Annotated in this window: 9 protein-coding genes; 8 read left to right on the top strand and 1 reads right to left on the bottom strand. The window is 40.7% G+C overall.

The genetic code is table 11. From position 1 onward, the window contains the following. The first annotated feature begins 46 nt into the window (after nt 1–46). Complete coding sequence (locus tag MHN09_RS09230) at nt 47–709, top strand: hypothetical protein (RefSeq protein ID WP_239240313.1); 663 nt, start codon at nt 47–49, stop codon at nt 707–709. Here MHN09_RS09230 and MHN09_RS09225 read toward each other — a convergent pair. Further along, nucleotides 706–1,746, bottom strand: a complete 1,041-nt coding sequence (locus tag MHN09_RS09225; RefSeq protein WP_187447781.1) for a WYL domain-containing protein — start codon at nt 1,744–1,746, stop codon at nt 706–708. The two genes, MHN09_RS09230 and MHN09_RS09225, sit on opposite strands and share 4 nt — an antisense overlap. 215 nt (nt 1,747–1,961) lie before the next feature. Here MHN09_RS09225 and MHN09_RS09220 point away from each other — a divergent pair, with 215 nt between their 5' ends. From MHN09_RS09220 to MHN09_RS09190, 7 genes are all read left to right on the top strand, one after another. Continuing rightward, nucleotides 1,962–3,368, top strand: a complete 1,407-nt coding sequence (locus MHN09_RS09220; protein ID WP_187447780.1) for a zincin-like metallopeptidase domain-containing protein — start codon at nt 1,962–1,964, stop codon at nt 3,366–3,368. 376 nt (nt 3,369–3,744) lie between these two features. After that, nucleotides 3,745–4,614 carry a WYL domain-containing protein gene (locus MHN09_RS09215; RefSeq protein ID WP_239220245.1) on the top strand — a complete coding sequence of 290 codons (870 nt, stop codon included), beginning with the start codon at nt 3,745–3,747 and terminating at the stop codon, nt 4,612–4,614. A gap of 17 nt (nt 4,615–4,631) precedes the next feature. Next, entirely contained in the window at nt 4,632–6,296 is a 1,665-nt protein-coding gene (locus MHN09_RS09210; RefSeq protein WP_239240311.1) for a DUF262 domain-containing protein, read from the top strand. A gap of 21 nt (nt 6,297–6,317) precedes the next feature. Further along, nucleotides 6,318–8,366: an N-6 DNA methylase gene (locus MHN09_RS09205; protein ID WP_187447629.1), complete on the top strand. Its 2,049-nt coding sequence runs from the start codon at nt 6,318–6,320 to the stop codon at nt 8,364–8,366. Further along, on the top strand, nt 8,363–9,643 hold the full coding sequence (locus MHN09_RS09200) for an ATP-binding protein (protein WP_187447628.1): 1,281 nt from the start codon (nt 8,363–8,365) through the stop codon (nt 9,641–9,643). Before MHN09_RS09205 ends, MHN09_RS09200 begins: the two co-directional genes overlap by 4 nt. After that, nucleotides 9,640–10,296 carry a hypothetical protein gene (locus MHN09_RS09195; RefSeq protein ID WP_187447627.1) on the top strand — a complete coding sequence of 219 codons (657 nt, stop codon included), beginning with the start codon at nt 9,640–9,642 and terminating at the stop codon, nt 10,294–10,296. The genes MHN09_RS09200 and MHN09_RS09195 overlap by 4 nt, the downstream gene beginning before the upstream one ends. Next, the gene (locus MHN09_RS09190) at nt 10,293–11,702 is read left to right on the top strand and encodes a restriction endonuclease subunit S (protein WP_187447626.1); all 1,410 of its coding nucleotides are present in this window, start codon (nt 10,293–10,295) and stop codon (nt 11,700–11,702) included. Before MHN09_RS09195 ends, MHN09_RS09190 begins: the two co-directional genes overlap by 4 nt.

Here is an 11,702-nt window from a genome sequence, read left to right as displayed (position 1 = left end):
AGCAAGAAATAATCACTCTGTTTGAGGACAAAAAAGACGGTTTTAAGTGGATCCAATACGCCGCAAATGGGTGGATCTATTAGGGTGCCAATCGACAACTCTCGTTATGTCTAACGATTCATTGCTTTCTGCACTAGATGAAACCGTAGGGCTTCTCTCTGCATTTCGTCACTGTGACACTCAGATGCACAGAATTGTCGAAGCCATTATCGTAATGCTCACGAACACGGGTTATATCAACGTCGACATTAATGATTTCAGTCACATTCTCTCTCTAGAAGGGGATACTGCGCTAGGTGTGGGTATAGCTGAAGATGACAGTTCATTAAGCGCAGCATTAAAACATGCTTTAGAAAACCCATTGGTCGACAAACAAAATATAATTGGGGCGCAGGGTGTTATTGCGCAGCTTACGTGTAGAGAAGAGCCCAGCTTAGCAATGTATGAAGAAATGCTAGCGACACTCCAATCTTTAGTCGATGGCCCTCAAACTCTTATTATTACAGGCGTAACCTTATCTCCAGAATTACCACACTTTGGTGAAGTCTTAGTTATCGCCACAGGTGTGCCTTCTAAGACTCAAAACTTTGAACAAGAGAAAAATGTGATACCCATGAAGCAAGCATCTGTTCCAGCATCATCCAAAAAGGACGCTGCATATTTGGATATACCTGCTTTTGTTAGGCTGCAGGGTAGGGAGTTATCTTAGTCTGAAGGCAATGGTCTTTCTTGCGCAAATTTTTCCTGGTAAGCGAAGAATAACCTTTCAGAAAGCTCAACAAAATACTGCCTCAGTTTTTGAGGGGCGATGACCTCTATGTTGTCGCCTAAACCTCTTAAGAAAGCGCGTAATTTATTGGTATCTTTCACCGTGGCGATCAATAAAGATTTATCTGCATGACTTGATTGCATAATGACCTGGTCGTTACTCAGCCTGTAGCCGTGAAGTAAAAATAAAGAGTTATTTTTAACCAATAGCTTAAGTTTAATGTCTTCTTTATTGTTAGCCGACAAGGTTTGGATATTTTCCTGCTCACTGAATTCTTGTTGGCAGTCTTCGTCAGTGACAGTAATGTTTCTTATAAACTGTAACGGTAGTGCGTAGCGTCTTTTGTGCAGCGAACCAAAAGTACATACAAAGAGTTGTCTGCCATCTTGTTTAACCAGCCCCATAGGGTTAACTCTGTCGTAGTGCTTCCAAACCATTTCATTGCCGCCGCTAAAAATACGCTTAATATCGGCAGAGATTTGTTTTTTAAAAAAGATTGCGCTTTTTAATCTTTCAAACGAAGTTGCATCTATTTCGGGTGGAATGAGCGGCTGGGAAACTTGCGAATCCGCCACTGATCTTAGCCAGTTTGTAAGTAAAGAGTCACTATCTTGCTCTAAGACCTGGCTCGCCTTTGCAAAGTAAGGCTGCATTTCTTTAAGTGTAGAATTTGGCAGTGTGGCACCGGACTGTTCAAGCACCTTAAATGCGAGAGCGGTATTACCATCCATCAAGCTTAAATTGAGTTTCTTAAAATTAGCGTTTATAAACCAGCCGTAGGGTTTTGAACGTTTATCAACGTCTAACCCAAATAGCCCAATATTTTCTAGGCTAACTAAGTCCCGCTGCACCGTGCGCATATCGATATTGTGATGACCGCAGTTTTGTAAATTTTCAAAAATTTGTCGGCTAGATACCTTTCTAGGTGCAGAAGGCACAAATTGAAGAATGTCGAGCTTGCGTTGAAATGCACTCATTGGGGAAAACTGACTTTTGCAATTATGTCTTCACCATAGCATAGAGATAGCATGCGACAAAAATTGTCGCATGCTCTTAGAAAACTATCAATCATGGCTTAAGCTGCAGTAATGTCGCAGTATGTGCTTAAAAAATCTGAGCAATTCACTAAAATAAGAGCTATTTTAAAGGTACTAAACGAAAAATACGTCAATATTCTAAATCAAGGATGAAAATGTTTAACTTAGCAACATTCCGTAATAGTGTTTTCCTTCAACATGAATATGCATTGGCAACAGGGCGTTCAATCGTGAACTTAATGACTCGCTCTAGAGATATTCATGGAAAAACTAACTTTTCTAACTTTCTCATACAAACTCAGTCAACCAGCAGCCCAATTAAATGGCTAGAGTACGAAGAATCTCTTGATGCTAGTGTTAAACCACTTAAACAAGCTGCGACATTCTTATCAGAGCTTGAGGCGTTGGCAGGGGCTACTATTTCAGAGCTATTAGAGGGCTTAAAAAGAAAACACAGTGGTACAACGCTTCGTAAAATATTTGGTTTAGAAAGCGAGGAGTGGGCTGATGTAACTAAATCAGAGTTGCTCCCATTACTCAAAGAGTTCGACTTCTGGATACGCTATCTTGATGAACTTGGGGTCTCAGAACAGTTAACCTCTGCTTATGATGTCCAGACACTTCTCAACATGCCTCTATTTTCCTCTGTTAAGCGCTTAGCGGATGTTATTGATTTAAACAGTGCTGGCTGGGAGCATGATCAAAAGATATTCGATAATTTGGTAGGTAGACTGGACAAGGAGAACAGCAATTTCGTCTCAGAATGGTTAACTTCGCCAGTACTAGAGGCGCATTATAACGCTCATACCCATCGTCAATATGACTCTTTATTCTCATGGCTTTTTTTGTCTTTAATATCAGAGCACCATGGTTTTAAAAGTAATTTTTGGGCAACAAAGAAACAATGGGAGAAAATGGGATGTGAATTAAGTGTAGATGCGAAACCAGCTGCTGTTTTTCATCACTTCACAATAAAAGCTAAAGAAGACGCTGTTCAGCTGGCAGAAGATGAAGTTACGAGTGGATTTGGGAGAAAGGTATCTATTGTCTATAACGCGAGTCAAGTAATAGGTTTTGATGGCGCTGATGCTGTCGATGTGAAAGTTAAACCTCTTTCTAAGTTGGATGAGATTATTAAAGCGTTAAATGTTCGTATTGAACACACAATAGAAGGTAAGGCGTTTTACGATCCCAACGACGATTATATAACTATGCCACAGAAAGAGATGTTCAAAGGTAAGGACGCAACAAAAGCCTACTATGGTACGTTGATTCACGAAATGGTTCATTGGACAGGTCATGAAAGTCGCTGTAACAGAGAAATAGGACATGAATTTGGAAGCGCGAAATACGCTTTTGAAGAACTAGTTGCAGAACTCGGGTCTTGTTTTTTGTGTACGCGCTTTGGTATACGAAAATTGCCTGGTGTTAACTCTGTGAGATACATCAACAGTTGGCTTTCTAGCCTGAATGTAAAAGACACAATGAAAAAGCTGGAATCAGCAGCAAGAAAAGCAAATCAAGCTAGCAACTATATTTACATCCCTCAGCGAGATGATTGATGAAATGTAGCTCATTCTTTAAGTTCGCTGGGGATGTTGAGGTAAATACAGGGTTGCCTAGTAGAATCAGTTAGCTCTCTTTGAGGTTTCAACATAGCCTGACTTACTGAAATCCTTTAATCAGGCTCAATGATAGTGTTCACATTTCTTACGGGGCATGCACACTCTAGTTATGAAAGCTATTGAATTATCTGGAAGTTGATTAATCTTGAATTGACGACGTGACGATTCAAGCGGCACGTCGTCGTGTCCGCTCATATTAATATACACTCTTACATCAGAATCAAATTTAACTACATGATCTAATCATAATCATTGCACCACCTTTCATAATTGACTACTATTTAGCGATAAGGTTTTAAAAATTATAAAAATAATGTCATTACTGGAAACCGCCAATCATGCCCAACGTGAACGTTTGGCATTTATAGACTTTAACCTCCAATACTTTGGTCAAGTAGCTAGGGCTGACTTGATTCAACGCTTTCAAACAGGCCTGGCAGCAGCCACTCGTGACTTTTCATTTTATAAAGAGTGTGCTCCAAAGAACTTGGTGTTGAAGCACCAAACTAAAAAGTATCATCGAACAAATTTGTTCAAACCTTTATTTGAACATGAACCAGAGGCCGTACTAACAGGTCTATGTCGCGGCTTTGGAGATGGTATTTCTCATGGAGTGCAGCCAAGCCAGGTCTGCATTGATGCAACGAGATTAGTCCATCCAGATGCTGAAGTAGTTTCGACGGTGACCCGTGCAATCACGAACCATCAGCCCATAAAAGTTAACTATGTTTCACTCTCTTCTGGCGAGTCTGTTCGTGAACTAGTACCTCATGCTCTGATCAACAATGGCCTTCGTTGGCACGTCCGAGCTTTTGATCGTAAGCATGAGGAATTTCGAGATTTTGTACTGACTCGTTTAGTCAGCATTGAAGTGCTAGATGAGCCAATAGCCGCCCAGGAAGCTCGAGAGGCCGATAAGCAATGGAATCGGATAGTAGATTTACATCTGATACCCCACCCAGAGCTAAAACATCCAAAAGCGATTGAACTGGACTTCGATATGGTTGACGGAGAGTTAACACTGGAAGTCAGAGCAGCTTTGGTGGGCTATTTGTTAAACCAGTGGAAAGTTGATTGCTCTAAAGAGTACTCATTAAATAGTGATGAATATCAATTGGCACTTAAAGCCAATGAAGCAATATATGGTGTAGAGAATCTAATACTAGCTCCAGGTTATAATTAAAAAATAAAGGGATTTAAATGCATTTACCAGAACCGAAGAATTTACCTTACAAGGCTCTTTTAGCTGATATTGAAAAAGGCTTGATTAAGATCCCTCAATTCCAGCGTGACTACGTATGGAGTAAAGACCGCGCGGCAGGCTTAATTGATAGTATTTTAAAAGGTTATCCTATTGGTACGTTTATTACTTGGAAAACCAAGGAAGCTCTTCGTGTTGTTAAAGATTTAGGTGGTGTTGAGTTACCGCCGGTGCCTGATGGTGATTTTGCTGAATACGTATTGGATGGCCAACAACGTATGACAAGTTTGTTTTGTGCGCTTAAAGGTGTCCAAATTAATCGTGGTAAAAAGGTTGATGACTTTTCAGAAATATACATCGACTTAAATGCAGACGAACATCAGCAGATTGTCTTAACCGATATCAGTGAATTGGAAGAAGGTTCTTACATTAAGCTTAAAGATTTAATTAGCTTTGATCTGAATTTCTTACAGAAATACCAACAGTTCTTCCCCAAAATAACAGAGTACTCCCAAACACTTCAGGGCTATAACTTTTCGCTTATAGAAGTGAAGGAAGCACCACTAGATGTTGCAACAGAAATCTTCACACGTATAAATGTTGGTGGAAAACCGCTTTCACTATTTGAAATCATGGTTGCAAAAACATTCGATGCTAATGAAGAGTTTGACCTCTCTGAAAAGTTTGAAGCATTGGTTGATAGATTACGCGAAGTGGGATACGACACTATTTCAGATGCCACCGTGTTACAAACAGTGTCCCTGGTAATTGGCAAGGAGTGCAAACGTCAAAACATCTTACGATTGGATAAAAAGCGATTTATCGAAGAATGGCCTAAGGTCGCTGATGCGATAGAAGCAGCGGTTGACTACTTTAGAGGTTATTACCGTATCCCCGTTTCCAGACTTCTACCATACAACTCGTTGTTAGCTCCATTTGCCTATTTCTTTTATCACCACAAAGATAAGCCACTCGAGAACAAACAACTCTTCTTAGAGGACTTTTTGTGGCGAGTTAGTTTAGGTGGTCGCTATTCGAGTTCTGTTGAAGGCAAGTTAGCGCAAGATGTGAAACGTATCGATAAAATACTGCAAGAGCAGCAACCTGATTATGATTGGAAAATAGATACATCAGCGCAATTCATACAAGAAAATGGCTGGTTTAATGCAGGTAGGAGCTATATCAAAGCATTACTTTGTATTTTAGCTTACCAAGAACCCAAATCATTTATCGATGGTTCGATTGTCCATATTAGCAATGATTGGCTAAAGCGTGCGAATAGCCGAAATTATCACCATTATTTTCCTAGGGCGTACTTACGCAAGCAAGGTTTAGGCGATGAGCATAGCAATCATATTGCTAATATCACTATCGTAGATGACTTTTTAAATAAACGAAAAATAGGTGCTCAAGCTCCTTCTGCATATATGCGTAAGTTTACAGAGCAAAACTCGGACCTTAAAGCCCATATGAAAACTCACCTAATTGAGCTGGAAGCTTGGGGCATTTGGGATGATGACTATGACACGTTTTTAACTAAGCGCTGTGAAGTCCTTTCTGAAGAAATTAGAAAACGTCTTGTATTACGTGAACAAGACAAGAATGCACATCAAAGTGTAAATATTGAAGATTTAGATGAGCTGGCTTTGGAAGCTGACTTATAACCACAGATTATCGAGAAAAAAATGATTGTTAGCAAAGAAGTAAAAGATGTACTCGCCATCGAAGATGGCATGATGTTGGATTATTTGACCAATAATCCAATCAAACAAACGCCTAAAGAATTGGTTCGTCAAAAGACCTTACGCGCCTTATTCCATGAGTATGGTTTAAGCGCCGAAGATATGGCACTAGATGTTCCAGTAAAGGTTGATGGTAAGCGTAAGAAAATAGATATCGCTATCTATGATCATGGTGCAGAGCATTTACCTGAAAATATTCGTCGTATTGTAATTTGTGATAAAGAACCAAAGAAAGGTAAAAAGTCAGCAGTTAAAATTCGGGACCATGACCAAGCGCAAAAAGATCTTCAATTGATGGAGGATATGATGCGTGAGCAGGTTGGTGATAAATACGTATTGGAAAAATGTCATTGGGGCTTATGGACAAACGGCATCGAGTTCTTCTTTGTTGAAAAAGAAGAATCACGTTTTGATGCTAAATTTAAAGCGGTAGGCGATTGGCCGTTAGCTGATGAAACGATGGGGAGCCGCGACGTTGCTTCAAATGCACAACTAAGAACGGCTGACCGTGAAATGTTACTTACTGCTTTCCGTCGTTGTCATAACTTCATTCATGGTAATGAAGGGATGCCAAAAGATGCGGCTTTCTGGCAGTTCCTATATTTGATTTTCTCAAAAATGTATGACGAGCGTATCGGCAACAGAGAGAGAGAGTTCTGGGCTTCTGCGACTGAACAGTTCGACGATGAAGGTCGCAAAGTAATCAGAGAGCGTATTGAGCCGTTATTTGAGAAAGTAAAAAAAGCCTATCCAGACATATTTGCAGGCAATGAAGAAATTACATTGTCTGACAGAGCGCTTGCTTTTATGGTATCTGAGCTTGCGAAATATGATTTTACGCGCACAGAAATGGACGCCAAAGGAGCTGCATATCAAGAAGTAGTTGGTGATAACTTGCGTGGTGACCGAGGTCAGTACTTTACGCCTCGTGGCGCAATCAAACTAATTGTTGAAATGATGGCACCACAACCACATGAGAAAGTGCTGGACCCATCATGTGGTACAGGGGGCTTCCTCGAGCAGACTTTAAGCTTCATCAATAAGCAATTACATGAAGAAGAAAAAGTAAAATTGGGTGCTGAAACCACTGAAGAATTCATTTCTATTCAACAACAAATTAAAGAGTTTGCCGAAAAAAATCTGTTTGGTTGTGACTTTGACCCCTTTCTGTGCCGAGCATCGCAAATGAACGTGGTGATGGCAAGTAATGCCATGGCTAACATCTACCACATGAACTCACTGGAATACCCTCATGGACATTTAAAGGGCGTAGACCCCGCCAAGAAAACGATTCCTGTCGGTGATTCCAGCGGTAAAGAAGGCAGTGTTGATGTGATCTTGACCAACCCACCGTTTGGTTCCGACATCCCAGTTACCGACAAGCAAATTCTAGAGCAATACGACCTTGCCTATGTGTGGGAGCGCACTGACAACGGCGGCTTTAGAAAAACAGAACGCCGTAAAGATGCAGTTTCGCCCGAGATTTTGTTTATTGAGCGTTGCGTGCAGTGGCTTAAGCAAGGCGGACGTATGGGTATCGTGTTACCAGACGGTATTTTGGGTAACCCTGGTGATGAATACATTCGCTGGTGGCTAATGCAAGAGTGCTGGGTGCTAGGTTGCGTTGACTTACCGGTTGAGTCATTTATCGTTGAAGCTAACGTAAACATCTTAACTAGCCTACTGTTCTTGAAAAAGAAGACTGATACTGAAAAAGATGCTGTTGCCATCGGTGGAGAGCCCGAATACCCGGTATTTATGGCGGTGGCAGAAAAAGTAGGCTTCGACCGTCGTGGTAATACGCTTTATGAACGTCACCCTGATGGTGAAGAAAAAGTTATTGAAGAAGAGGTTGAGGAGCGTATTCGTATCAACGGTCAAAATGTCGTTCGCAAACTAAAACGTCGCAGTAAAATTTTAGACGATGACTTGCCAAAGATAGCCAAAGCATGGAAAGAATTCAGAGCTGAAAACCCGGAGCCTTCAATATGATCACTCGTATAGAGGCTTACCGTTACAGGTGTTTTAAAAGGCTCGACTTACAGCTAGAACATTTGCACATTTTTGCCGGCTCTAATGGTTCGGGTAAAACGACCCTACTGGATATACCTGCTTTACTGGGTGATATCTTAATGGTGACCGATATAAACGATGCTTTTTTTGCACCTATGAGCGGTAGAGATAGAGCTAGGGCTGATAATCCAAAAGAACTTATTCACATGCTTAAGGGGGATAACTTTACTTTAGTGATTGAGGCAGAGATCCCAGAAAAGCAACAAGTTTTAGTTCAACAATTAGGTCCTAAGCGATTTAGAGATAAGCCAGAATTGAGAAGCAATACCATTAGATACGAGATATCTATAGGCATCATTGGAGATAAGTTGGAAATCAAAGAAGAGCACTTGATGCTCTTTAATGATAACAACAGAGTTGACCATGGCGGAGAAATTCAAGGCGGCAGATTTGATAATGATGATGTTTTCCAAGTAATTGAAAGGTCTAATAGACAAAAAGCTGTTTATTCTGCGGAGTGGGCAGACAAAAGGAAAACTAAGGATATTGAATTTGCTTTACAGAATGAACGCTCTGCTTTTGCTTCAATGCCTGCTGACGAAGTTAGCTTTCCTGCAGCATTTTGGCTCCTTGAGTTCCTTAAGCAAGGAGCACAAAGTTACGAACCACAATGGCCAGCAATGAGGTTAGCAGCTAGTCCTAGAAATAAAAAAGCTTTTAAATCAGATGGCAGTAACCTCTCTTGGCAGGTGTATGAGCTGCAAGAAAATAGCCTTGAAGACTTAGAAGAATGGATCGAAGTCGTAAAGATGGCTCTACCATCAATACAGAATATTAGAGCTAATAAACGAGACGATGATGGTTATTGTTACCTGCAAGTAATATATGACAATGGAATGGAAGTACCCTCAAGTAGTTTATCTCATGGAACTCTTCATATTTTTGCCTTAACGATTCTTCCGTATTTGAATGATGCGCCTAAAGTTATAACTCTGGAAGAGCCTGAAAATGGTATTCACCCCAAAGCAATAGACGCAGTATTGGAGGCCCTTGATTGTGCTCCAAACACTCAATTATTCATGTCGACTCATTCGCCGACGGTATTAGCGCATACTGAAATCGAAAATATTATTACGCTAAGGTTTGATGATGAAGGGGCCACCCAGGTGTTGAAGGGAAGAGAGCATCCCGCTCTAGTCGATTGGAAAGGTGATCTAGATTTGGGAACCTTGTTTGCTGCAGGAATATTCGAATGAGTAGGAAAGTAGTATGTTTGGTTCCGTGTAATGGCATAAAAATGGCTGTTACCGGATTCTTTGAGCGCGAGAATCTGTTTTCAGATATAAATTGCTCTCCGTTTGAATTTAGCCCTGTTCGAGATATAAAAAAAACACCAACAGGGCAAACTGATCGAAGTGTTTGGCTCAATGCACATAAGTTTTTAGAGCCTCTCAAAACTAGTTATGAAAAAGCAATAATCTTAGTTGATGCTCAATTTCCAGGTTCACCAGGAGAGTTGCAAATTAAGGCTGATATTGAAAAAAATATGCTAGCGAGCGGGTGGCAAGTTGATGATTTTTCGGTTGGCGTATTAACGCCTGAGCTAGAGGTCGTTTTATGGCCGGGAAATGATGGCTTACTAGCGGATTTAGTTAGATTTAATTTAGCAGAAAATATAAATGACTGGTTAGCGTCGAATGGTTGGGTATTTGATGAACAAGGTATTCCTTCTAAGCCCAAAGAAGCTCTTGAGTTATTAATTAAAATAAACCGAACGGGCAAAAACGTAAAACACGCGTTGGTGTGTAAAAACTTCGCAAAATTAGCACCGATTGATAATTGTATACATAACTCCTTTAACTTTGTTACTGAAAAAGTTAGAGAGTGGTTTCCTTTGGAGCAAGTATGAAAGTAAAGACAATACCGAGCAATTGGCTTAGTGATGAAGGAAAGCGTTTAGATTGCGGTCCATATATGACGGGTGCTAAGGAAGCGGAACAACTGATAACTGAGTGTACTCTACCCAAGAAAGAGCTGAAAAAGCTGTTAGTTAATGAAGCTAAAGGGGCATTTCATGCGGGAAGAGAAGGTCGAGTCTGGGTTAAAGAAGAACTATATGGCACTCCATTTATGGGGAGTGTCGATATCATCCAGGCAAACTTAGCTAGATTACCTTTAATATCAAAAGAACAAGTAACTCGAAAGCCACTATTTAAAATTTTCAAAAATTGGATTTTGATTACTCGTTCTGGAACTATTGGACGTATGACTCTAGCTCGTGAAGAGATGGATGGTAATGCCTGTTCAGAACACGTGATGAGAGTAGTTCCTGATTCTGAAAAAGTATCTCCAGGCTACTTATATTGTTACTTAAGAAGCAAGTTCGGAGTACCCCTAGTAGTCAGCTCTACCTATGGTGCAATCATCCAGCATATAGAGCCTCACCATGTCATAAATCTACCAGTCCCAATAGTTGATAAATCTCTGGAGATATCTGTCCATGCAAAAGTCGAACAATGCGGTGTAAATAGGACGGAAGCTAACAGTTTACTAAAACAAGCTGGAAAGCTAATTACTGATTACTTTAGCTTCCCTGAAAAATTAGCCTTATCACATCGTGTTTTTACGCATTCATCAGCTTCTTCCAAGCTAGTTCAGAAACGGATGGACTCCACCTATCACGATAAAATTGCTCAATTAAGCGACGAATTAGTTGTTAGTGCTGGTGGGACTGAAACATTAGCCGAGCTGGGAGTGACAACTGGTGAGTCTGGCAGAATGAAGTTGCTCTTCACTGAAAGTGACCATGGCGTACCTTTTTCAACTAGTGGTGAAATTTTTAGGGCTCGTTATGAGCCTAAGCGCTTTTTAGCTAAGTCTAAACTAGGTGACGTGTCAGAGTGGGGAGTTCAGCAGCAAGATTTGTTGCTGGCGCGTAGCGGCCAAGTTGGAGGTATTATAGGGACGGGTGTTTGGGCCGACTCACGTTTTGAAGACGCTGCGGTGTCGGTTGATGTGATTAGAATTAAGGCTCAGAAATCTCAGGTATTGCCCGGTTACTTATACGCTTACTTGATGTGCACAGACGTCGGCTATAGACAACTCATCAGAACTGCGGCAGGAAGTTCGATACCTCATTTGTCTTCAGACGATGTGTTAAAGCTGAAGCTACCTAGGGTTAGTAAAGAATATGAGAAGCAAATACATGAGATGGTAGTAAAAGCTGGTGAATTAGCTGCTGAAGCTCAAAAATTAGAGGATGAAGCTGTTCGAATGGTTGAAGACGCAATCGAGGCTGCAGCACCAAAACATTAA

The sequence above is a fragment of the Alteromonas sp. MmMcT2-5 genome (assembly GCF_022348315.1).
GTDB lineage: Bacteria > Pseudomonadota > Gammaproteobacteria > Enterobacterales > Alteromonadaceae > Alteromonas > Alteromonas macleodii.
The sequence above is the reverse complement of the archived record's forward strand: the minus strand, read 5'-3'. Positions and strand labels throughout refer to the sequence as shown.

What these genes read in the sequence shown, in the direction of transcription:
- MHN09_RS09195 (WP_187447627.1), top strand. Translation starts at nt 9,640, where the DNA reads ATGAGTAGGAAAGTAGTATGTTTGGTTCCGTGTAATGGCATAAAAATG.
- MHN09_RS09205 (WP_187447629.1), top strand. Translation starts at nt 6,318, where the DNA reads ATGATTGTTAGCAAAGAAGTAAAAGATGTACTCGCCATCGAAGATGGC.
- MHN09_RS09190 (WP_187447626.1), top strand. Translation starts at nt 10,293, where the DNA reads ATGAAAGTAAAGACAATACCGAGCAATTGGCTTAGTGATGAAGGAAAG.
- MHN09_RS09225 (WP_187447781.1), bottom strand. Translation starts at nt 1,746, where the DNA reads ATGAGTGCATTTCAACGCAAGCTCGACATTCTTCAATTTGTGCCTTCT.
- MHN09_RS09200 (WP_187447628.1), top strand. Translation starts at nt 8,363, where the DNA reads ATGATCACTCGTATAGAGGCTTACCGTTACAGGTGTTTTAAAAGGCTC.
- MHN09_RS09220 (WP_187447780.1), top strand. Translation starts at nt 1,962, where the DNA reads ATGTTTAACTTAGCAACATTCCGTAATAGTGTTTTCCTTCAACATGAA.
- MHN09_RS09210 (WP_239240311.1), top strand. Translation starts at nt 4,632, where the DNA reads ATGCATTTACCAGAACCGAAGAATTTACCTTACAAGGCTCTTTTAGCT.
- MHN09_RS09215 (WP_239220245.1), top strand. Translation starts at nt 3,745, where the DNA reads ATGTCATTACTGGAAACCGCCAATCATGCCCAACGTGAACGTTTGGCA.